Here is a 19,864-nt window from a genome sequence, read left to right on the forward strand (position 1 = left end):
CCAATGTGCAAAAATATTTTTGCAATCTTCAAACTTTTAGTTGTAATTTGTGACAACTTATGCTATAATACAGCCAGAAAAGAACGAATCAATGGTTGTACGAGGAAGGAGACCCGCTATGGATGCCAATCGTTACTTCGAGCAGATGCACCAGGTCATGTCCGCACAGAAGCGCGATTTCTCGTTGATTTTGAGCGTAAAGGTGCAGGACCTTGGCGGCGCGGATGCTTACATCGAGCTGCGCCGGAACGCATCCGGCCGCGCACGGGTCTTCTATTCCACCATGGGTCGCCGCTACCTGAACTTCCAGCTGTTCCGCAAGGGCTGGCAGCTGTGCCACAACGCATCCGGCGAAATGACCGGCCGTTTTCCCACCAAAGCGGACGCCCTGTTGGACGCAGCGGACTTTTCCGCCTGCATCCGGGACGATGCCTTTGACCCGGCCCGCACGGAATTTCTCGTGAACCAGCTCCGACTTCTTTCGGACACCTCCTGCCCTTCCCTGCCGCAGTCGGCCCGCGATGGGGCACTCATCACCGTGGACAGCTATGTGGGCCGTGGCGGACACTGGTGCTATTGGAGCACACAGGCCGCTGACTGCCTGCCTCTCGCTGCGCTGCTTTGCTGGCTGGGTGATTTTCTGGCCGGGAGCGAGCGCCGCACCCTGCAAAACTGCCCGCAGGCCATGGAGCTGGCCGCGCAGTGGCAGGCGGAGCTTTGCTCGCCCTTCACCTGCCCGGCGGACGCTGTCCGTTCTCCTGCCCAGCGCCCGGCCCCGCGCCGCGCTGCCCCTGCCGCGCAGAACCCCCACTGGCAGAGCATCCTGGCGGTGCTGGCCACCGTATGACAATCGTGCCCCGCTCTCTGGAAAACCAGAGGGCGGGGCACTTTTTTCAATATTCGATCCCCTGCCGGGCGGCGATGCCCTTCTGGTAGGGGTGGCGGCAGCACTTCATCTCGGTGCTGTAATCCGCCGCATCCAGCATCCACTGCGGCGCAGCATGGGCAGTAAGCACGCATTCCTGCTCATCCGGCCGGTGCAGAACCGCCGACTGAAGCAGCTCTTTGTCCACCATATCCAGTTCCCATGCGGAACCGGCCTCATCCAGAAGAAGCAGATCGGCCGGCTGGGCCATAGCAGCCCGGAGGTTCTCATTTTGCAGCGCCCGCGTAGCCGCCTTTTCCGCTTCGTTCATCTGGAACACGAATTTCTGCCCCGCCTTGCCGCGGTACACCTTTGCACCCAGCTGTTCCAGCAGCGGCACCTCGCCGCTTTTGCCGCCTTTGAGGAACTGCAGGATCACCACCCGCTTTCCGCTGCCCAATGCGCGCAGCGCAAGGCCCATGGCAGCGGTGGTCTTGCCCTTTCCATCGCCCCAATAGAGATGCAGCAATCCGCGCTCCATCATGCGTTTTCCTCCGTGTACTGGACGGTTTTCACCACGTGCAGGATGTGTTCCGCCTTCCAGTCGCAGGCGTCCAGCACAAAGCCGCCCGCGTTGGGCCCGCACCATGCGTGGAAGGTCTTGTGCGGCACCGCGAACCGCTCCATGGCGGCCATCTGGGTGCCGCCGTGGGCCAGAATGACCAGCCGCTCTTCGCCGTCGGCAAGTGCCTTGTCCACCAGAGCGGCAAACGCCGCGCAGACGCGGTCACAGAAATCGCTCTTCCGCTCCCCGTCCGGGTGAGCGCTGGCTTCGTTCTGCCGGACCCACTCCAGATACTCCGGGTCCTGCTCCACACGGACGAACTTCTGCCCCTCGAACCGGCCGAAGTTCATCTCCTTCAGCCCCTCCACCGGCACCAATTTTGCATCCGGAAAGAGGATCTTTGCCGTCTGCGACGTGCGCTGCAGCGGCGTCACGTAGACGACCTCCGGGGAAAAGTCCGCCCGCCGCAGCTGGGCCGCGCTTTCGGGCGAAAGCGGGATGTCCCGCTGGCCCTGATACCGTTTCTGGGCGTTGTATTCAGTTCTGCCATGGCGCAGCAGATAGATCCACATGGTGTTGTCTCCTTTTTCATCCTTTTGCCGCCCCATTATAGCCGATTTCCGCAAAAGATACAAGCCGCCCACGGTTCATTCTTCCCCCGCCTGCCACAGCATTCTTTTTGGTTTGCAATATCCAACCACGCGTATCCGTATGACATGCCCGTGCGCCTTTTGTCAAGCGCAAAAAAGCACCCGCCGCAGGATGTGCAGCAGGTGCCAGAAATTTGACCGTTCTTATTCGTACAGGGGGAACGCCTTGGTGAGCGCCAGAACGCGGGCTGAGATGTCGTCCCGCTTCTCGTCGTAGTGCCAGATGCAATCGGCGATGCAGTCGGCGATCACCTTCATCTCGGCCACGCCCATGCCGCGGGTGGTAACAGCCGGGGTGCCCAGACGCACGCCAGAAGTCACGAACGGGCTGCGGGTCTCGCCGGGGACAGTGTTCTTATTGGCGGTGATGTGCACGCTGTCCAGACGTGCTTCCAGCTCCTTGCCGGTGCACTCCTCGTCACGCAGGTCGATCAGCATGAGGTGGTTGTCGGTGCCGCCGGATACCAGCTTGACACCGCGTGCCTGCAGCTCTGCTGCCAGAGCCTGTGCATTCTCCACGATCTTGCGGGCATATTCCTTGAACTCCGGCTTCAGTGCTTCACCAAAGCAGACAGCTTTTGCGGCGATCACATGCTCCAGCGGGCCGCCCTGGGTGCCGGGGAACACGGCAGAATTGATGCGCTTTGCAAGAATGGGATTGTTGGTCAGGATCAGACCGCCGCGGGGGCCGCGCAGGGTCTTGTGGGTGGTGGTGGTCACAACATCAGCATACGGCACAGGGCTCTGGTGATAGCCGCCTGCCACCAGACCGGCAATGTGGGCCATATCCACCATCAGATATGCACCATAGCCGTGGGCGATCTCAGCGATCTTCTCAAAATCGATGGCACGGGGATATGCAGATGCACCGGCCACGATCAGCTTGGGGCGCACCTTTTTAACCTGCTTTTCCAGCTCAGCATAGTCGATCACGCCATCGGCATTGACACCGTAAGAGACAAAGTTATAGTTCTTGCCGGACATGTTCACCGGAGAACCGTGGGTCAGATGGCCGCCCTGAGACAGATCCATGCCCATGACAGTATCGCCCAGATCCAGCAGAGCAAAATAAACTGCCAGATTGGCCTGTGCACCGGAGTGGGGCTGAACATTGGCATATTTTGCGCCGAACAGCTTGCAGGCACGCTCGATGGCAATGTTCTCCACCTCGTCCACATAGACACAGCCGCCATAGTAGCGCTTGCCGGGCAGGCCCTCGGCGTACTTGTTGGTCAGCACTGTGCCCATCGCAGCCATCACGGCGGGCGAAACGATGTTCTCGCTGGCGATCAGCTCGATGTTCTCCCGCTGACGGGTCAGCTCGCGGCCCATCGCCGCAGCCAGCTCTGGGTCAGCCTTGCCCACCAGACCGATGGTGTTCATCATTTCATCGTACATTTTTACTACCCCTCTCTGACAGATCGTTCCGGGCAGAGCGGCTCCGAAGTGAGCCTTGCTCCCCTCCTCTTTATGATAACAAAATCAACCCCGATGCGCAACCATATTTTCGCCTAAACCCTTGCTTTTTTTGCGGCCAGCGTTTATTATATCTGTGTGAAAATCCGTTCCCGCGTTTGTGCAACTTTTCAGAATCGACCCACACAAACTCCGACGAAAACGAGGGAGGAAACCGCAGATGGATCATTCCATGCAAAAAGCAGCCCAGCGCAAAGTGGGCATTGCCGCACGGCGGGCGCTTTCCGCCGCCGCACGTTCTGCCGCAGACGCCGCGCTGTGCCGCCGCATCGCAGCACTGAACTGCTTTCAGAACGCCCGGACGCTCCTTGCCTATGCCGCATTCGGCGGGGAGGCAGACCTGTCCGCTTTGCTGGCGGAGGCGGTGCAGCAGGGCAAGACCGTCGCCTACCCCATCTGCGGCGCGGACTTCACCCTGACGGCCGCTGTGCCCGGCCCGGACGGCTGGGAGATGGGACAGTACGGCATCCGCACCCCCATCCCGGAACGGGCGCAGCTGCTCCCGCCCGAAGCGCTTGACCTGGTGCTGGTGCCCTGCACGGCCTTTGATGCCGCCTGCCGCCGCGTCGGGATGGGAAAAGGCTACTATGACCGCTACCTGCCCCGCTGCCGGAACGCTGTACTGCTCGGCACCGCCTTTGAGGCGCAGCGGGTGGAGCAGGCCGCTGTGGACGCGCACGACCAGCGGCTGGACGGATTTGTAACAGAGGAGAGGATCTATCGTGGAACTGATGAATTTGAGCTGTGAGGCGTTTTTAGAAGACCTTGCCGGCAGCGCCCCGGCACCGGGCGGCGGCGGGGCCGCAGCTCTGGTGGGTGCCGCCGGTGCCGCCCTTGGCAATATGGTCGGCAGCCTGACCGTCGGCAAGAAAAAATATGCCGCCGTGGAGGCGGACATCCTCATCCTGAACCGCCGTGCCGCCGCCCTCCGCAAGCGGCTGGAAGGGCTGGTACAGGCCGACGCCGACGCCTTTACACCGCTGGCCGCAGCCTACAAGCTGCCCAAAGAGACCCCGGAGCAGCAGGCCCACAAAGCCGCTGTGCTGGAGGCCGCGCTGGAAGGGGCCTGTGCTGTGCCGCTGGAGATCATGTCCGCCTGCTGTGAGGGCATCACGCTGGCGGCGGAATACGCCGAAAAAGGCAGTGTGATGGCCGTATCGGATGCCGGGTGCGCTGCGCTGTTCTGCAAAGCCGCCCTGCAGGCCGCCGGGCTCAATGTCTCCATCAACACCCGGCTGATGGCCGACAACGCCCGCGCCACCGCCCTGAATACACAGGCCGACGCCATGCTGGCGGAGTTTGTGCCGCAGGCCGACCAGATCTACGAGAAACTCACACATTCATCGAGGGGGTAATTCTGATGGCAACGATTTTGAAGGGCGCACCCGTTGTAGCCGCTATGAACGAAGCAAACGCCGCCCGCTGCGCTGCAATGCGGGAAAAGGACGTCGTACCCACGCTGGCCGTGGTGCGTGTGGGTGCCCGCCCGGACGACCTTTCCTACGAAAAAGGCGTCCTGACCCGCTGCAGCAAGGTGGGCGTCGCCGTAAAGCAGTTCCTTCTGCCCGAAGATGCTGCACAGGACGCGCTTCTGGAGGTCATCCGGAAGATCAACGCAGACCCGTCCATCCACGGCTGTCTGCTCTTCCGCCCTCTGCCCAGGCAGTTCGATGACCGCGCCGTCCGCGCAGCGCTGGCTCCGGAAAAGGACATTGACGGCATCACGGACGATTCTCTGGCCGGTGTGTTCACTAATACCGATCTCGGCTATGCTCCCTGCACCGCGCAGGCCTGCCTTGAGATCCTGAAGTATTACAACATTCCGCTTTCCGGCAGGCGCGCTGTCGTAGTGGGCCGCAGCCTTGTGGTAGGCAAGCCCGCAGCCATGATGCTGGACCGCGAGAACGCCACCGTGACCATCTGCAATTCCCGCACGCAGAACCTGCCCGCCATCTGCAAAGAGGCCGACATCGCGGTCGTTGCCATGGGGCGGCAGGGCTTCATCGGCAGCGACTGCCTGCGCGAAGGCCAGGTCGTGGTCGATGTGGGCATCCATGTCAACGCAGAGGGAAAGCTCTGCGGCGACGTCCGCTTTGACGAGGCAGAACCCCTCGTCGAGGCCATTACCCCGGTACCCGGCGGCGTGGGCACCGTGACCACCTCCGTGCTGGTCGGCCATGTGGTGGATGCCGCAGAAAAAACGCTGTGACAAACGATAGCAATTCAACTTTTAATGCAACAGCGGTGAATTGCATATCGCAAAGATGCCGTTTGAATGTTGCACGAATTTCTTAACTTGCGATAAAATTTGCGATAAACGATTTTTGGAAGGAATATAATCATGTCGAAAGATGAATATTTGATCACAGATCCACCCCTTAAAGCGCTGACTGTTTTTGCGATGCCGATGATCCTTGGAAGCTTTTTTCAACAAGTATATAATATGGCCGATTCCATAATAGTTGGTCAATTTGTTGGCTCCTCGGCACTTGCGGCTGTTGGTGCTTGTGCTGCACTGACCAATGTTTTTATTTGTGTGGCGCTTGGTGCTGGCGTGGGCGCAGGTGTGCTTGTAAGCCGCTATTTTGGTGCAAAAAATTATGGTAAAATGAAAACCATTGTGTCAACGTCCCTGATCAGCTTTTTGATCTTAAGCGTTGTCCTTGGTGTCTTTGGCTTTTGCTTTTCCCATTTCATGATGAGCGGATTACAGACCCCTGCCGATATATTGGAAGAAGCAGTATTGTATCTGCGTGTCTACTTTGTGGGTTTCCCATTTCTATTCATGTACAACATTCTTTCCACCATGTTCACTTCCATCGGTGAATCCAAAATTCCGTTGGGACTGCTGATATTCTCATCTATCCTGAATATTTTTATGGATCTCTGGATGGTGGCCGGTCTTGGTCTGGGGGTGTTTGGTGCAGCCCTTGCGACCTTGATCGCACAAGGAATTTCTGCCGTGTTTTCGTTTTTGATCTTTCTGTCTCGGATGCGGCAATACAAGAGCTCCTTTAGCAGGTTCGACCGGCAGGAGCTGTATTCCACGCTTCGCATTGCGGTACCATCGGTTTTGCAGCAGTCCACAGTGTCTATCGGTATGATGATCGTGCAGGCAGTGGTAAATCCCTTCGGCACACAGGCACTTGCCGGGTATGCGGCAACGATGCGGGTAGAAAATGTTTTTTCGCTGATCTTCGTATCCATCGGCAATGCAGTTTCGCCGTTTGTATCCCAGAATCTTGGCGCAAAGAAAATTGAGCGTATCAAAAAAGGGTATCATGCTGCACTGGTGTTGGATCTATGCTTTGCAGTTCTTGCTTTCGTGGTCATTGAAACACTGCACACACAGATTTCCTCGTTGTTCTTGGGAAAAGACGGAACCGCGTTGGCCTATCAGGTGTCCGGTGATTATATGAGATGGCTTGGTTACTTTTTCATCTTCATGGGCATCAAGATGGCAACGGATGGCGTTCTTCGCGGACTTGGAATCATGCGGCCGTTTCTTATTGCAAATATGGTAAACCTTGCAATCCGCTTGTCTGTTGCTTTGATTTGTGCACCGCGTTTTGGCATTGCTTTTGTTTGGCTTGCAGTCCCGGCAGGTTGGCTTGCAAACTTCCTTATTTCCTATGCGGCGCTCAGAAGATCGTGGCCAGAGGATAAAGCGGCGGTATCTCAATGATTTCATGCAGTGGAGAGGTGCTTTTCCTGCGTAAATTCAAGGCACGAACGCTGGATGCTCTTCTGACTGCTCAGGCTGGTTCAAATCTTGTGATGATTTGCACTATCGCAATTTTCAAAAAGAGTGCCTCTCAACACAGCATATTTGCCTTTGCAGGGTACGAAAAAAGGCGCTCGGTGAGTGTTCACCAAGCGCCTTTGCTTTCGATGCTTAAAGTATAGCGTTTTTTTCGTTCGCTTTCAATCTGAAAATTGCAACAACTTTTTCCGCGCAGATTTCCGTGTTTTGTAAAGCTGTACAAAGTCAGACCTTTATTTTTGTCGATTACCGGGTCAGCAGCAGAAGCCAGGCCGAAGCCACCGCCTGCAGGATGAGCCAGCGGGCCACCACCTGCTCGTCGCTCCAGCCCTTATTCTTGCGGGCGTGGTCGTGCAGAGGGGTGCGGGTGTTCTTGAGGATGGAAATGTGCAAAAAGCGCTTCAGGCTGATCTTCAGGATGCCCAGACTGCCATCCACGATAAAGACCAGCGCCGCCAGCAGGAAGGAGAACGGGTGGCTGCTCTTGAGCGCCAGCACCGCGAGGAAGAAGCCCATTGCGCGGCTGCCGGCATCGCCCATCAGCAGGCTGGACGGCTTAGCATTCATCCACAGGTAGGCCAGCAGTGCGCCGATGAAGACGATGGCGGCAGTGCTGTAGTCCCCCAGTTCCTCGCCGTAAGCCAGCAGGAAGGTGCCGATGCTGACCACCGCCAGGCTGGCCGACAGGCCGTCCACACCGTCGGTGCAGTTGACGACGTTGATGCTGGCCCAGATGAGGACGACGATGAGCACGAGGTAGAGCGGATACGGGATGGCAAAGCTCCACTGCAAAAAGTTCACGGTGGTGCTGTTGAAGTTCAGGTAGGTCACACCCGCCACAATGGCGATGACGAGGTCGATGAGGCCTTTTTTGTATTCGTTCCAGGCCACCTCGGAGGCATCGTCAAAATAGCCAGAGAGCATGGAGGCGATGAGCAGCACGGTATAGATGATATACTCGGTGCGCAGCGGTACCACCGCCAGCGTGACCAGCGCGATGCAGAGCACGAAGATGAGGCCGGAGCCGCGGGCCTTGCCTTTGGAAAGCTCGCCGTTCACCGCAAATGCGCGGCCATGGTCGTGGGGGAGCTTCTCCCGGAAGACCGAATCCATCAGCGCCGTCAGCGCAAAAGCCAGTAAAAATCCCAGCGCGTCCACGGTGCGCTGACTGCCCGATAACAGTTGGAGCATACGATTTTCCTCTTTCCCGGAGCAGCACACAGCGCCGCTCCTGTTGTTTCACTCATAGGTAAGGAAAGTGTATCACGCCCGGCTGAAAAAATCAATCTCCTGCGCACAAAACACGCCGGTTTGACATTTTTCATTCTTCCTTATATAATAGGTATACTCTGTCCCCCTGTACGGGGCATTTTTTATGCGAACAGGAGAAGCCATGACACTTTCACTCGAACAGCTCTCCTCCCGGATGCGCCGGGGGAGGACATCCCCTTGCGGGAAACAGCGCAGGTCGTGCTGGCGCTGAGCGTCCCTTCCATTTTGCAGCAGATGGTCGTCACCGCCATGGAATACATCGACGCCGCCATGGTGGGCCACATCGGGGCCGAAGCCACGGCCGCCATCGGCATCGTCAGTTCCAGCACGTGGCTGCTCCACGGCATCCTGGTGGGGCTGTACACTGCTTTTTCCATCCAGATCGCGCAGTATCTCGGCGCCGACCGCCAGGCCGACGCACGCGGTGTGCTGCGGCAGGCCATGCTCTTCAACCTCATCCTGGGTCTGGCGGCGGCAGGGTTCGGCATTGGCATCAGCCGCTTTCTGCCCGGATGGCTGGGTGCCGACCCTTCCCTGCAGGCGGATGCTTCGGCCTACTTTGCCATCTGGTCGGCCGCCCTCCCCTTCACCATGGCCATGGGCATGTACGCCGCCATGCTCCGTGCCACCGGCGACGCCCTGACGCCCGGCCTCATCAGCGTCCTCGTCTGCGGGCTGGACGTCGTGTTCAACTTTTTCCTCATCAACCCCACCCGGACGCTGCCCCTCTTCGGCACCCGCGTCACCGTCTGGGGTGCCGGGCTGGGCGTTCCGGGTGCGGCGCTGGGCACCGCCCTTTCCAACGTAATCGGCGGGCTGCTGGCGCTGGCCATCCTGCTGCTGCGAGACGGCCCGCTGTGCATCCGCAAGCCCGGCTCCTGGAAGATCACCCGCGCCTGCCTGCTCAACCTCTGGCGGGTGGGTGCCCCGCTGGCCGCAGAGCGCGCAGCCCTCTCCTCGGCGCAGGTGGTGCTGGTGCGCATCGTGTCGGGGCTGGGCACGGTGGCCATCGCCGCCAACAGCCTCGGCGTCAGCGCCGAGGGGCTGTGCTACATGGCCGGTTACGGCATCCAGGATGCCGCCATCGCCCTCATCGGGCAGGCTGTGGGTGCCAACCGGAAGGACATGGCCAGGCGGTTCGCCTGGCTATGCACCGGCATGGGCATAGGCATCATGGCGCTGTCCGGCATGGGGCTGTGGGTGTTTGCCCCGGCGCTGATGGGCATCTTCACCGCTGACGCCGCCGTCATCGCGCTGGGTGCGCGGGTGCTGCGCATTGAAGCACTGGCCGAACCGATGTTCGGTGCCAGTATCGTTGCCAGCGGTGCCATGCAGGGTGCCGGAGACAGCACGGGATGCTTTGTGCTGAACCTTGTCAGCATGTGGGGCATCCGGCTCACGCTGGCCTCCTTCTTTGCGCCCCGGTTCGGGCTGGCGGGCGTGTGGGGCTCCATGTGCTGTGAGCTCTGCATCCGCGGCCTGCTCTTCCTCTTCCGCCTTTCCCGCGGCAAGTGGCTGGAAAAGGGAGCCTTAACCTAAAAAAGACCCTCTCCGGCATTGCGAAGCAATGTGAACTGCACCCCATTTGTTAGACAGTATGGTATACTGTTTAGGAAATGGGGTGTTTTTGTATGCCAAAGGGACAACGAAAGTACAACGGAACGCAGAAGGTAGAAATCATTAAACGAATCCACAGAGAAAACCTGAGCTTTAAGGGAGCGTCCAGAGAATATGGCATTTCGGACCGTACACTCAGGGACTGGGAGCGCATTTATTGGGAGGAAGGAGAAGAAGCACTTCTGTTAGAGCGTCGAGGACGAGCCTGTGCCGCCAGTGGGACGCAGAAAGGTCGGAAGCCAAAGCTGGATAAGCAAGTAGAAGAAGATCTTATTGCAGAAAATCAGCGGCTTCGGATGGAAATCGACTACTTAAAAAAATTGAATGCCTTGGTGCTGGAAGAGGAACGCCAAAACAGAAAGCACAAGTAGTTCAGGAACTAAGGCAGAAATACCCTCTGAAAGCACTGCTGCAACTTGCCGGACTTCCTCGCAGCACGTTCTACTACTATCTGCACCAGTCTCAGAATCCTGCCAAATACCAGATGGTAAAGGAACAGATTGTTATAATCTTCAACGAGAACAAAAAACGATACGGATACCGCAGAATCACAAAAGAACTGCATAACAACGATATTTGTGTGAACCACAAGACGGTTCGGAAACTCATGAAGCAGCTTGGTTTAGTCTGTCAGATTCGTGCAAAAAGGAAGTACAGTTCTTACAAAGGCGAAGTTGGAGAAGTAGCTCCAAACCTGCTGGAACGGCATTTCAAGACAGACCAGCCGAATCGGAAATGGGTCACAGATGTTACCGAGTTCAAAGTGAACGACCAGCAACTCTACCTGTCTCCAATTCTTGATTTGTTCAATGGCGAAGTTGTCAGCTACAATCTGAGCCGCCATCCGAACTTTAAGCAAATCACGGATATGCTGGAAGGTGCTTTTCAAAAGCTGCCGGACAAGGTTGACAATCTGACTCTGCATTCGGATCAGGGCTGGCAATACCAGATGAAGTCCTACCAGAATCTACTGAAAGCAAAAGGAATTACGCAAAGTATGTCTCGGAAAGCCACTTGTCTGGACAATGCTGTTGCCGAGAACTTCTTCGGACTGCTCAAGACGGAGCTGTTCTATCTGGAAAAATTTGATTCCATTGACCAGCTCGAAAAGGCTATTGTCGATTACATCGACTATTACAACAATCGCCGAATCAAATTAAAACTAAACGGTCTGAGCCCTGTACAGTACAGGATTCAGACCGTTGGAGCTGCTTAATTCAATTTTTGTCTAACTTTTTGGGTTCATTTCAATGACGGAGAGGGTCTTTTCCTTTTTTACTTTCTGCCGTGCAGGATGGGAGACAGCGGCTTGTAGATCAGCATGCACAGCACTGCATCCAGCAGGCCTTTGACCAGCGTGAAGGGCATATTGAAGATGACAAGGCACTTGATGAGGCTGTCTGCAGAAGGCAGGATGGCCTGATACATGCCGAGGATGGCTTCCAGCGGCATGTGGTAGAACTGCACATAGGCCGGATAGGTGATGAAGTAGTTGGACGGTACGCTGAACACAGCCATGGCCGCTGCACCGATCAGCGCACCGAGGATGGCCGTTTTGCGGCTCTTGCGGTGCTTGTAAATGCAGCCCGCCGTGACCGAGAAAACCGCACCCAGCATGAAGTTGCACAGCTCGCCCACGCATGCAGTGGAAGTGCCCTTGATAACGATGTGCAGCAGGTTCTTCATAAAGCTGATGACCACACCGTACACCGGGCCGAGAGCAAAGGCACCCAGCAGAGCCGGCAGGTCAGAAAAGTCCATCTTGACGAAGGACGGAATGAGCATCGGAATGGGAAACTCAATGAACATCAGGATAAAGGCCACCGCGCTGAGCATGGCGGCTACGGTCAAGTTGTGGGTCGTGTTTCTTTTCATGGTAATTTCCTCCCGTGGGGGCGCATCGCCCCGCTCAATTGAACTGGAAAGCCCTTTTCGCGCCGTACCGGAACCGGGAAGACAACCAAAAACGCGCCCCGCCGCAGCAAACACTGCAACAGGGCGCGTAGACAACGATTTGCCTGCCGTTTCTTGCATCCGGACTATACCGTTGGTCCCGGAGTTGCACCGGGTCAGCACCCTTGCGGGTGGTCGCGGACTTTACCGCCAGTGGGGAATCTCACCCCGCCCTGAAACGAACTTTCTGGGCAGAGTATAACGCGCCGGGCTGCACTTGTCAACCCCCAATTTCGGTTGCCCTTTCCGCGCGCTTTATGGTATACTGAGGCGTAATATTTTATTTCCGAGGAGTTTTTGCCATGATCTTTTCCATCCGCGATCTCGCGTTCGAGATCGGTTCCCTCTATCTGGAAGGCTGGCTTGCCCTGGCGGCGCGCTGCGTCTGTGCGCTGCTGCTCTTTGCCGCCGGGGCGCTGGTCTCCCTGCTGCTGCACAGGAAGCTCTTCCCCATCCTGCAGGCCCGCAGCTGGCATTTTGCCGCCACCCCCATCCTGCTGCGCAGTCTGGATCGCCCGCTGGAACGGATGGCCGTCTTCACCGGCCTCTACCTCGCGCTGACCAGCCTGCCGTGGGCCATCACCGGCCTGCCCAGATTCCTGCTCGTGGCCTACAAGGTCGTGATGAGCTTTCTGTTCTGCGAGGGTCTGTACCAAGCCTCGGATCTGGCCGACCTGCTGCTGGCTTCCTGCAGCCCGGAGATCCGCTCCAACAAGACCCTGCTCGCCCTGCTGAACACGACCTACAAGGTGCTGGTGGTCGTGCTCGGCGTTGCCACCATCGCGCAGGTCATCGGCTTTCCCATCGGCAGCATTGTCGCCGGTGCCGGTCTGGTTGGTCTGACCATCTCGCTGGCCGCACAGGAAAGCGCCAGCAACCTGTTTTCCGGCATCGTGATTCTGCTGGACAAGCCCTTCTCGGTGGGCGACTGGATCACTGTGGGCGATGTGGAAGGCGAAGTGATCGACATCAACTTCCGTTCCACCCGCATCCGTGCCATGGACAAAACGGTCAGCATCGTCACCAACAGTAAGATCTGCTCTTCCACCGTGCAGAACGCCGCCCTGCGCACCATGCGGCCCTACAAGTTCAATCTGGGTGTCACCTATAGCACCACCCGCCCGAAGCTGGAACAGCTGATGAAAGACTTGCAGACCATGCTGGACGCAAGCCCTTACACCAACAAGGGTACCAACATCGTACAGCTTGCAAACTTTGGCGATTCCAGCATCAACATTCTGGTCTCCGCCTACCTGCTGACCAACGCCTATGCGGAATTTTTGCAGAGCAGAACGACCTGAACCTGAACATTATGGACATCATGCAGGCCGACGGTGTGGATTTTGCGTTCCCCTCCACCAGCGTGTATATCGAAAAGTCCGGCTCCTGAGCTGCACCCTTCCGCTCCCTCTCACGAGGGAGTTTTTTGTTTGCAGGCAGATGGAGTTTTCGTGCATTGCACTCACAAGGCCACATCCAGTGCCATCATCAGTGCGAAGCCCAGCACCACACTGATGACCCCGGCAGGCTCATCGGCCTCCACGGCTTCGGGGATCATCTCTTGCGCCGTCACGCAGACCATGCACCCGGCGGCAGCGCTCATCAGCCAGGGCAGAGCGGCCTGCACCCAGCCCGCCAGGGCCAATGCCAGCAGCGCCCCCAGCGGCTCCACCAGCCCGGAGGCCAGCCCAGCCCCGAACGCCCGCTTCCGGCTCTCCCCGTTTTGCAATAGCGGCAGGCTGACCGCCGCGCCCTCCGGAATGTTCTGCAGCCCGATGCCCAGCGCCAGAGCCAGCGCGCCACTCATGGCGTCCGCCTCCCCGGACAGCGCCAGCGCAGCCGCCAGACCCACCACCATACCCTCGGGCAGGTTGTGCAATGTTACAGCCAGCACCATACGTCCGCCGTGCCCGGCCCCGGCACCTGTCAGCAGCGTCCCCGCCGCCTGTTCCAGCCGCAGCAGGCCCACTGCTCCGATGACCAGCCCCGCCGTGGGCGGGAGCCACGCAGGCAGCGGCCCCTCCTCTGCCCGCTGGACGGCCGGCAGCAGCAGGCTCCACACACTGGCCGCCAGCATGATGCCCGCTGCCATGCCGCAGAGCATCCGCCGCGTCTTCGGCTCCTGCGTCGGCCGCATCAGAAAGACACCGGCCGCCCCCACCGTCGTGCAGCAGGCTGGCAGCAGCAGGACCGCCGCCAACAGAAAAAAGATCCCGTTCAAAACGCATTCCCCCTTCCCGCCGTTCTATGCAGGAAAGAGGAATGTGGTGAACGGGATCGTCCCTGTTTCAGAAGGGATCGTCGTCTTCTGCGTCGGCATCGCCGCACGCTCCGTCATCGTCCGAGGCGAACGCGCTGTCCGTATCTTCGCCGCCGAAATTGCGGTCGAACGCGGTCATATACTGTGCATAGCCCTCATCCCCGGTGCCAAAGTAACCAAAATCAAAGTCTTTCATCGCGGTGTCCTCCTGCTGTTGTTTCTGTCCCGAACAGGTCTTTCCTATTCTGTTTTCCATTATACACTTTTGCCGTCCCATAAATCGGATATTCAAACTAGGATTCTGCACCGTTGGTGCAGCGGCTTTTGTACGTCCTTCTTTTGCCTGGTTTTGCAGATTTTGTGAAAATGACAGTCTGCTAAAAAAGCCTTGACTTTTGGGCAATATTTCTAACAAATGTGTGGATTTTCCTTTGTGAATGCAATCTTTGCCGAAAAGCCCTTGATTTTTTTGACAAACGGACTAGAATATCATTTTGCAGAACGACCCCGCCTGTGAGGGGTCGGCTGTGAATTTTTTGGATCGTAAGGAGATTTTAGATATGAAACTCAAGAATGTTTGTGTTGCTGTTGTTGCTCTGGCTCTGGCTGTTGGCATGACCGCTTGCGGCGGCTCTTCTTCCACTGCCGCTTCTTCTACCGCAGAGTCTGCGGCTTCTTCCGTTGCTTCGGTCTCTGCTTCCTCTGAGGCAGCTTCCAGCGAAGCCGCATCCTCTGAAGCTGCATCTTCTGAGGCCGCTTCTTCTGAGGCCGCTTCCAGCGAGGCCGCTTCCTCTGTGGCTGCTTCTTCCACTGCCGCCTAAGTTCTGATCTTGTCCCATTGCAAATAGCGGAATGCCGCCCCACAGGTGAGAGCCTGCGGGGCGGCATTCTGTTTTTTATTGAAACTTCTCCCGAATGGGTCAGACGCCCCAGAACAGGATGCCCAACCCTGCTGCCAGAACGATCATTCCGATCGGCGAGGGGGCTTTTTTTATTACCTTTTTGTAGGCGAAGTGCACCGCCCACAAAAGGGCAAACACCGCCGCCGACCGGGCCGAAACGGAGACCCCGCCGCCCACGGTCGTGAAGCCCGCCAGCGTGGAGAGCGCCATGGTCAGGGCCGTGGCCAGGATCATTGCCACCACGCAGGGCCGCACCCCGGAGAGGAAAGCTTCCACTCCTGCATACTTCATCAGGTTTTGCAGCACTGCCGCGATGAGCAGAATGATCACAAAAGACGGCAGCACCACCCCCAGCGTGGCGAAAAACGCACCCAGCAGCCCTCCTTGCGAGGAGCCGATGAAGGTGGCCATATTGATGGCCAGCGGGCCGGGTGTGGATTCCGACACGGCAATGAAGCTCAAAAAATCGCTCTCGGTCAGCCAGCCATGCGAAAGCACAGTCTCCCGCACCAGCGAGATCATCCCGTAGCCGCCGCCAAAGGACAGCGCACCGATCATGAGAAAGTTCAGGAACAGCTGCACATAGATCATCTTCCCGCACCCGCTTTCTTCACAAGATAGAGCAGAACCCCCGCTGCCCCGCTGAGCAGGATGTAGTAGATGGACGAAAACGACACCGCCGCCACCGAACAGCCCACCATGGCCGCGATGACTGCCGCCAGAATGCAGACGTTGAACGCATTCCGTTCCAGCTGGCGCAGCATCTTCAGCCCCGCCGAGAGGATGAGGTAGATGACGCAGACCTGGATGCCCCGGAACGCATGGGCCACCACCGTCAGGCTCAGAAAGCGGTCAAAAAACAGCGAGATGCAGTAGATGACCACAAAGGACGGGATGCAGACGGCCACCGTGGAAGCTGCCGCTCCGGCGGTGCCGTCGATCTTATAGCCGATGTAGGTGGCGCTGTTCACCGCCACGGGGCCGGGCGTAGACTCGGCGATGGCGACCATATCCAGAAATTCCTCTCTGGACACCCACTGCTTTTCCTCGACGAATTCGTGCTCCAGCAGGGCGACCATGGCATAGCCGCCGCCAAAGGTAAACGCGCCGATCTTCAGGAATGTCCAGAACAGGGTCGAAATCTTTTTCATTCCGGTTCCCTCCCAAAAATGAATCGTTTGTTTGTTCCATGTCTCCTTACTATATCGCCCTGCCGCCCTCCTGTCAAGAATCGCCCCGCCCGCAGAGATTGGATCTCCGTGCAGAAAGCGGCGCAGCTCTTCTCTTTCTCCGCGCGGCATGGTATACTGAACACAGACACCTGATGTTACAGAAAAGAGGTCTTATTTCATGAAAACCGCATTGACGATTGCCGGCAGCGATTCCAGCGGCGGTGCTGGCATCCAGGCCGATATCAAAACCATGACTGCAAACGGCGTGTACGCCATGAGCGCCATTACCGCACTGACTGCCCAGAACACCACAGGTGTGACCGGCATTTTTGAGACGACGCCGGAGTTTCTGGCCGCTCAGCTGGACGCCGTGTTCACCGACATCTACCCGGATGCCGTCAAGATCGGCATGGTATCCTCGGCACCGCTCATCCGCACCATCGCCGAGCGGCTGCGCTTCTATGAGGCAAAACACATCGTGGTGGACCCGGTGATGGTTGCCACCTCCGGCTCCAAGCTGCTGCGGGACGATGCCGTGCAGGCACTGACCGAAAAGCTGCTGCCCATGGCAGAGGTGGTCACCCCCAACATTCCGGAGGCTGAGATCCTTTCCGGCCTGCCCATCACCGACGCCGCCGGGATGGAAGCCGCCGCCCGGAAGATCAGCGAGCAGTACGGCTGTTCCGTCCTCTGCAAGGGCGGCCACCAGATCAATGATGCCGACGACCTTCTGTGGCGGGACGGCTGCGGCAAATGGTTCCGCGGCAAGCGCATTGCAAACCCCAATACCCACGGCACCGGCTGCACCCTATCCAGCGCCATTGCGTCCAATCTGGCAAAGGGCTATGACCTCGACTCCTCGGTCGAGCGGGCCAAGGAATACATTTCCGGCTGTCTTTCTGCCATGCTGGATCTGGGCCATGGCTCCGGCCCCATGAACCACATGCACAAGCTCTTCCTCGATTAAACGGCACGAAGCCCCCGTCTCTGCACCGCAGGGATGGGGGCTTCGGTCTGCGTTATTTTGCCCAGGTGACCGCCTCGCTGCCGGTATAGTCGAACCGGCCGTCGTTCTTTTCTTCCAGTGCCTTGATCATGTGGTAGGTGTATTCGTTGTACGGCGTCGGGATGCCCAGCTCTGCACCCATCCGCATCAGGGCACCGGAGAACATGTCGATCTCGGTGTGGCGTCCGGCGTCCAGATCCTGCAATGTGGAGTAGCGGGCCGTGGGCGGCACGGCACTGCCCCGCCCGGCAGCGGCATCGGCGATGCGCAGGTCGATGCCTTTGGCCGCTGCAATGGCTTCCAGCTCCCGGCGCAGACCGTCGCTGATGGCCTGCATGTGTACGCTGTCCCGGTAGCAGCCCACGCCCGCGCCCAGGATGGCCTGGGGCAGGTTGTTGCAGACGTTCAGGCGGAACTTGGCCCACATCTCTTCCCGGATGTGCTCTGTGACCCGGTAGTGGATGCCGCTCCCCTCGAACAGTTCCACGATGGCCTGCACCCGCTCGCTCTGGAACGGTGCCTCCTGTTCACCGAAGATGATGCCCAGCGTGGCGTCCGGGTCAAAGTGGAAACCGTCGGCCTCCTTATGAGACGCCACCTTGATGAGCGAGCGGATGACATGCGCATCCCCCACCTCAGCAGCGATGCGCTCCTCACTGTCCACGCCGTTCATCAGGCTCATGACCACCGTGTGCTCTCCCACGGCCTTCCGGATGCTGTCCATTGCGCCGGGCAGCGCACCGTATTTCAGGCAGACCACGAGAAAGTCCACCCCGTGGGCCTCCTCCGGTGCCCAGACCTCCGGGCGGTAGGTCCTGCCGTTGATGCCAATGCCGTTTGCCTTCAGCCGCGCGGCGCGTTCGCCCTCGGCCAGCACCCCCAGCCGGATGCCCGGCTTTTCGGCCAGACCCCAGATCACATACGAACCCACGGCACCGGCTCCCAGCACCGCCACAGTTTGCATCTTCATTCTTCGTTCCCCCTCGTTTTGTATTGCGCTTTCATTCTAGCACGAAGCCGCGCCTCTTTGCAAGATGCTGCCCTGCCGGATATTCTTTTGGGGGCGGGCCTGCTCTGTTTTCCTTGCAAAGTGCCGTCCGCTCCTCTATAATAAAATCTCAAGCTGTCGATTTCAAAAAAGGAGAAGTACCATGGAACATTGGCACCGCAGCGGGCAGGCCCTGCTCAACGAAATTTCATCCACCCGGCTCCCCGCCAGCCAGCTGGCCGTCTGGTCTATCGGCCAGTGCGGGTTCATTTTCAAGTACGAGGACACCGTCGTCTGCATCGACCCGGTGCTCAGCGACCTGACCGGCCCCAGCGGCTCCCGCCGCTGCTACCCAGCTCCCTTTGCACCGGAGGCACTGCGGGCAGACCTCGTGCTCTGCACCCACGGCCACGCCGACCACATGGCAAAAGATACCCTGTGCGGGCTGGCCCGGCATCCCGCCGCCCGGTTCGTTCTGCCCGCCGGGTGCTCTGCCCTCGCCGCCGAATACGGCATCCCTGCAGACCGCATCACAACGGTGCAGGAAGGTTCCATCCTGCCGCTGGGCGGGGTCACCGTCCGGGCCTTTTCCGCCGCCCACCCGGAGCACATTCTGGATGCGGGCGACCCCGGCATGGCGCTGGGGTATCAGCTTACCTTCGGCGGCTTTACGGTCGTGCACCTGGGCGACACCTACCTGACGCCCCATCTGTACGAAACGCTGCGGGCGCTCCCCCGCCCCGACCTGCTGCTGGCCCCCATCAACGGGCAGGACTTCTTCCGCACCCAGCGCAACTGCATCGGCAATCTGGAAGCCGAGGAGGCCGCTCAGCTGGCCGTCCGGCTGGGCGCGGCCTGCACCATCCCCACCCATTACGACATGGTGCAGGGCAACACCGTGGACCCGCTGCGGTTCGCTGCGGCCCTGCGTCAGCTGGACCCCGCCGCCTGTTTCGCCCTGCCTGCGCTGGGCGAGCGGCTGCTCTTCCAGGCCGATGCAGGCCGGAAGGACAGCAGTGTTTTCTCCTGCCCGCCGCCGTCCTCGTCCATCCAGCGGTAGTCTGTTCTACGGGTGAGAAGGCCCTGATAGCGCACACCGTCCGGTCTGGCCATCGACGCCAGCAGCCAGTCCACCTCCAGCGGCTGGGCAAACCGCACCGTGCCGCTTAGGGTCACAAACGACTGCCCCTCGATGGTGAACCGCACTGCACAGCCGGTCTGTGTGCGCAGGACTTCCAGCGACGCCGTGTCGGTCCGGAGCGTTTGGGTCGTATTCGCAGCCAGCCGAGCTGCCCGGACGGTCTGCTCTGCACGGAGAGTGTAAGGCTCCTGCGGGTCCATCCGCAGGTCGATGAGCGCTTCCACCGTCCGGATG

At 58.8% G+C, this 19,864-nt stretch carries 22 protein-coding genes and 1 riboswitch; of the genes, 12 read left to right on the forward strand and 10 right to left on the reverse strand.

Annotated features, from left to right (window positions below; genetic code table 11):
- Positions 1–118 precede the first annotated feature (118 nt).
- Positions 119–847, forward strand: coding sequence for a hypothetical protein (locus tag ACNQFG_RS14255; protein ID WP_423405329.1), 729 nt, complete (start codon positions 119–121; stop codon positions 845–847).
- 46 nt (positions 848–893) lie between these two features.
- Here ACNQFG_RS14255 and ACNQFG_RS14260 read toward each other — a convergent pair whose 3' ends face one another.
- The 3 genes from ACNQFG_RS14260 to glyA form a co-directional block, all read right to left on the reverse strand.
- Complete coding sequence (locus ACNQFG_RS14260) at positions 894–1,409, reverse strand: cob(I)yrinic acid a,c-diamide adenosyltransferase (protein WP_423405330.1); 516 nt, start codon at positions 1,407–1,409, stop codon at positions 894–896.
- Positions 1,406–2,002 (reverse strand): histidine phosphatase family protein, encoded by a 597-nt coding sequence (locus ACNQFG_RS14265; protein ID WP_423405331.1) that lies wholly within the window; start codon positions 2,000–2,002, stop codon positions 1,406–1,408. The genes ACNQFG_RS14260 and ACNQFG_RS14265 overlap by 4 nt, the downstream gene beginning before the upstream one ends.
- Before the next feature lie 222 nt (positions 2,003–2,224).
- Positions 2,225–3,478 (reverse strand): serine hydroxymethyltransferase, encoded by a 1,254-nt coding sequence (glyA, locus tag ACNQFG_RS14270; RefSeq protein WP_423405332.1) that lies wholly within the window; start codon positions 3,476–3,478, stop codon positions 2,225–2,227.
- Between the two features lie 238 nt (positions 3,479–3,716).
- Here glyA and ACNQFG_RS14275 point away from each other — a divergent pair, with 238 nt between their 5' ends.
- The 4 genes from ACNQFG_RS14275 to ACNQFG_RS14290 all read left to right on the forward strand — a co-directional run bounded on the left by ACNQFG_RS14275 (position 3,717) and on the right by ACNQFG_RS14290 (position 7,241).
- Positions 3,717–4,304 (forward strand): 5-formyltetrahydrofolate cyclo-ligase, encoded by a 588-nt coding sequence (locus ACNQFG_RS14275; protein WP_423405333.1) that lies wholly within the window; start codon positions 3,717–3,719, stop codon positions 4,302–4,304.
- On the forward strand, positions 4,279–4,911 hold the full coding sequence (locus ACNQFG_RS14280) for a cyclodeaminase/cyclohydrolase family protein (protein ID WP_423405334.1): 633 nt from the start codon (positions 4,279–4,281) through the stop codon (positions 4,909–4,911). The genes ACNQFG_RS14275 and ACNQFG_RS14280 overlap by 26 nt, the downstream gene beginning before the upstream one ends.
- Before the next feature lie 5 nt (positions 4,912–4,916).
- Positions 4,917–5,765, forward strand: coding sequence for a bifunctional 5,10-methylenetetrahydrofolate dehydrogenase/5,10-methenyltetrahydrofolate cyclohydrolase (locus ACNQFG_RS14285; protein ID WP_423405335.1), 849 nt, complete (start codon positions 4,917–4,919; stop codon positions 5,763–5,765).
- Positions 5,766–5,897: 132 nt separating this feature from the next.
- Positions 5,898–7,241 (forward strand): MATE family efflux transporter, encoded by a 1,344-nt coding sequence (locus ACNQFG_RS14290; RefSeq protein ID WP_207698744.1) that lies wholly within the window; start codon positions 5,898–5,900, stop codon positions 7,239–7,241.
- 324 nt (positions 7,242–7,565) lie between these two features.
- Here the strand turns inward: ACNQFG_RS14290 and ACNQFG_RS14295 are convergent, their stop codons facing one another.
- The gene (locus ACNQFG_RS14295; protein ID WP_423405336.1) at positions 7,566–8,510 is read right to left on the reverse strand and encodes a phospho-N-acetylmuramoyl-pentapeptide-transferase; all 945 of its coding nucleotides are present in this window, start codon (positions 8,508–8,510) and stop codon (positions 7,566–7,568) included.
- Positions 8,511–8,768: 258 nt separating this feature from the next.
- On the opposite strand from ACNQFG_RS14295, the gene ACNQFG_RS14300 reads away from it, so the two are divergent.
- From ACNQFG_RS14300 to ACNQFG_RS14310, 3 genes are all read left to right on the forward strand, one after another.
- Positions 8,769–10,130, forward strand: coding sequence for an MATE family efflux transporter (locus ACNQFG_RS14300; protein WP_423405337.1), 1,362 nt, complete (start codon positions 8,769–8,771; stop codon positions 10,128–10,130).
- Positions 10,131–10,222: 92 nt separating this feature from the next.
- Positions 10,223–10,579, forward strand: a complete 357-nt coding sequence (locus ACNQFG_RS14305) for a helix-turn-helix domain-containing protein (protein WP_173016547.1) — start codon at positions 10,223–10,225, stop codon at positions 10,577–10,579.
- Positions 10,528–11,424 carry an IS3 family transposase gene (locus tag ACNQFG_RS14310; RefSeq protein WP_423406535.1) on the forward strand — a complete coding sequence of 299 codons (897 nt, stop codon included), beginning with the start codon at positions 10,528–10,530 and terminating at the stop codon, positions 11,422–11,424. The genes ACNQFG_RS14305 and ACNQFG_RS14310 overlap by 52 nt, the downstream gene beginning before the upstream one ends.
- 59 nt (positions 11,425–11,483) lie before the next feature.
- On the opposite strand, the gene ACNQFG_RS14315 is transcribed toward ACNQFG_RS14310, so the two are convergent.
- Positions 11,484–12,083 carry an ECF transporter S component gene (locus ACNQFG_RS14315; RefSeq protein ID WP_423405338.1) on the reverse strand — a complete coding sequence of 200 codons (600 nt, stop codon included), beginning with the start codon at positions 12,081–12,083 and terminating at the stop codon, positions 11,484–11,486.
- Between the two features lie 143 nt (positions 12,084–12,226).
- Positions 12,227–12,346, reverse strand: a riboswitch (FMN riboswitch).
- A gap of 117 nt (positions 12,347–12,463) precedes the next feature.
- Here ACNQFG_RS14315 and ACNQFG_RS14320 point away from each other — a divergent pair.
- Entirely contained in the window at positions 12,464–13,462 is a 999-nt protein-coding gene (locus tag ACNQFG_RS14320) for a mechanosensitive ion channel family protein (RefSeq protein WP_423405339.1), read from the forward strand.
- 161 nt (positions 13,463–13,623) lie between these two features.
- On the opposite strand, the gene ACNQFG_RS14325 is transcribed toward ACNQFG_RS14320, so the two are convergent.
- Positions 13,624–14,253, reverse strand: coding sequence for a ZIP family metal transporter (locus ACNQFG_RS14325; RefSeq protein ID WP_423406603.1), 630 nt, complete (start codon positions 14,251–14,253; stop codon positions 13,624–13,626).
- Between the two features lie 196 nt (positions 14,254–14,449).
- On the reverse strand, positions 14,450–14,617 hold the full coding sequence (locus tag ACNQFG_RS14330) for a hypothetical protein (RefSeq protein ID WP_179859538.1): 168 nt from the start codon (positions 14,615–14,617) through the stop codon (positions 14,450–14,452).
- A gap of 364 nt (positions 14,618–14,981) precedes the next feature.
- Here ACNQFG_RS14330 and ACNQFG_RS14335 point away from each other — a divergent pair, with 364 nt between their 5' ends.
- On the forward strand, positions 14,982–15,242 hold the full coding sequence (locus tag ACNQFG_RS14335) for a hypothetical protein (protein ID WP_423405340.1): 261 nt from the start codon (positions 14,982–14,984) through the stop codon (positions 15,240–15,242).
- 99 nt (positions 15,243–15,341) lie between these two features.
- Here the strand turns inward: ACNQFG_RS14335 and ACNQFG_RS14340 are convergent, their stop codons facing one another.
- Together ACNQFG_RS14340 and ACNQFG_RS14345 are read right to left on the reverse strand one after the other, a co-directional pair.
- The gene (locus tag ACNQFG_RS14340) at positions 15,342–15,914 is read right to left on the reverse strand and encodes a chromate transporter (RefSeq protein WP_423405341.1); all 573 of its coding nucleotides are present in this window, start codon (positions 15,912–15,914) and stop codon (positions 15,342–15,344) included.
- Complete coding sequence (locus tag ACNQFG_RS14345) at positions 15,911–16,474, reverse strand: chromate transporter (RefSeq protein ID WP_118552654.1); 564 nt, start codon at positions 16,472–16,474, stop codon at positions 15,911–15,913. Before ACNQFG_RS14345 ends, ACNQFG_RS14340 begins: the two co-directional genes overlap by 4 nt.
- 199 nt (positions 16,475–16,673) lie before the next feature.
- On the opposite strand from ACNQFG_RS14345, the gene thiD reads away from it, so the two are divergent.
- Positions 16,674–17,462, forward strand: coding sequence for a bifunctional hydroxymethylpyrimidine kinase/phosphomethylpyrimidine kinase (gene thiD, locus ACNQFG_RS14350; RefSeq protein WP_423405342.1), 789 nt, complete (start codon positions 16,674–16,676; stop codon positions 17,460–17,462).
- Positions 17,463–17,514: 52 nt separating this feature from the next.
- On the opposite strand, the gene ACNQFG_RS14355 is transcribed toward thiD, so the two are convergent.
- Positions 17,515–18,471 (reverse strand): ketopantoate reductase family protein, encoded by a 957-nt coding sequence (locus ACNQFG_RS14355; RefSeq protein ID WP_423405343.1) that lies wholly within the window; start codon positions 18,469–18,471, stop codon positions 17,515–17,517.
- A gap of 181 nt (positions 18,472–18,652) precedes the next feature.
- Here ACNQFG_RS14355 and ACNQFG_RS14360 point away from each other — a divergent pair, with 181 nt between their 5' ends.
- Positions 18,653–19,549, forward strand: a complete 897-nt coding sequence (locus ACNQFG_RS14360) for an MBL fold metallo-hydrolase (RefSeq protein ID WP_423405344.1) — start codon at positions 18,653–18,655, stop codon at positions 19,547–19,549.
- The last annotated feature ends 315 nt before the right edge of the window (positions 19,550–19,864 follow it).

It is taken from the genome of Faecalibacterium prausnitzii (assembly GCF_049532945.1).
Taxonomy (GTDB): Bacteria; Bacillota; Clostridia; order Oscillospirales; family Ruminococcaceae; genus Faecalibacterium; species Faecalibacterium prausnitzii_N.

What these genes read in the sequence shown, in the direction of transcription:
- ACNQFG_RS14325 (WP_423406603.1), bottom strand. Translation starts at nt 14,253, where the DNA reads ATGGCAGCGGGCATCATGCTGGCGGCCAGTGTGTGGAGCCTGCTGCTG.
- ACNQFG_RS14315 (WP_423405338.1), bottom strand. Translation starts at nt 12,083, where the DNA reads ATGAAAAGAAACACGACCCACAACTTGACCGTAGCCGCCATGCTCAGC.
- ACNQFG_RS14355 (WP_423405343.1), bottom strand. Translation starts at nt 18,471, where the DNA reads ATGAAGATGCAAACTGTGGCGGTGCTGGGAGCCGGTGCCGTGGGTTCG.
- ACNQFG_RS14330 (WP_179859538.1), bottom strand. Translation starts at nt 14,617, where the DNA reads ATGAAAGACTTTGATTTTGGTTACTTTGGCACCGGGGATGAGGGCTAT.
- ACNQFG_RS14260 (WP_423405330.1), bottom strand. Translation starts at nt 1,409, where the DNA reads ATGATGGAGCGCGGATTGCTGCATCTCTATTGGGGCGATGGAAAGGGC.
- ACNQFG_RS14275 (WP_423405333.1), top strand. Translation starts at nt 3,717, where the DNA reads ATGGATCATTCCATGCAAAAAGCAGCCCAGCGCAAAGTGGGCATTGCC.
- ACNQFG_RS14320 (WP_423405339.1), top strand. Translation starts at nt 12,464, where the DNA reads ATGATCTTTTCCATCCGCGATCTCGCGTTCGAGATCGGTTCCCTCTAT.
- ACNQFG_RS14255 (WP_423405329.1), top strand. Translation starts at nt 119, where the DNA reads ATGGATGCCAATCGTTACTTCGAGCAGATGCACCAGGTCATGTCCGCA.
- thiD (WP_423405342.1), top strand. Translation starts at nt 16,674, where the DNA reads ATGAAAACCGCATTGACGATTGCCGGCAGCGATTCCAGCGGCGGTGCT.
- ACNQFG_RS14340 (WP_423405341.1), bottom strand. Translation starts at nt 15,914, where the DNA reads ATGATCTATGTGCAGCTGTTCCTGAACTTTCTCATGATCGGTGCGCTG.
- ACNQFG_RS14285 (WP_423405335.1), top strand. Translation starts at nt 4,917, where the DNA reads ATGGCAACGATTTTGAAGGGCGCACCCGTTGTAGCCGCTATGAACGAA.
- ACNQFG_RS14290 (WP_207698744.1), top strand. Translation starts at nt 5,898, where the DNA reads ATGTCGAAAGATGAATATTTGATCACAGATCCACCCCTTAAAGCGCTG.
- ACNQFG_RS14335 (WP_423405340.1), top strand. Translation starts at nt 14,982, where the DNA reads ATGAAACTCAAGAATGTTTGTGTTGCTGTTGTTGCTCTGGCTCTGGCT.
- glyA (WP_423405332.1), bottom strand. Translation starts at nt 3,478, where the DNA reads ATGTACGATGAAATGATGAACACCATCGGTCTGGTGGGCAAGGCTGAC.
- ACNQFG_RS14345 (WP_118552654.1), bottom strand. Translation starts at nt 16,474, where the DNA reads ATGAAAAAGATTTCGACCCTGTTCTGGACATTCCTGAAGATCGGCGCG.
- ACNQFG_RS14295 (WP_423405336.1), bottom strand. Translation starts at nt 8,510, where the DNA reads ATGCTCCAACTGTTATCGGGCAGTCAGCGCACCGTGGACGCGCTGGGA.
- ACNQFG_RS14265 (WP_423405331.1), bottom strand. Translation starts at nt 2,002, where the DNA reads ATGTGGATCTATCTGCTGCGCCATGGCAGAACTGAATACAACGCCCAG.
- ACNQFG_RS14305 (WP_173016547.1), top strand. Translation starts at nt 10,223, where the DNA reads ATGCCAAAGGGACAACGAAAGTACAACGGAACGCAGAAGGTAGAAATC.
- ACNQFG_RS14360 (WP_423405344.1), top strand. Translation starts at nt 18,653, where the DNA reads ATGGAACATTGGCACCGCAGCGGGCAGGCCCTGCTCAACGAAATTTCA.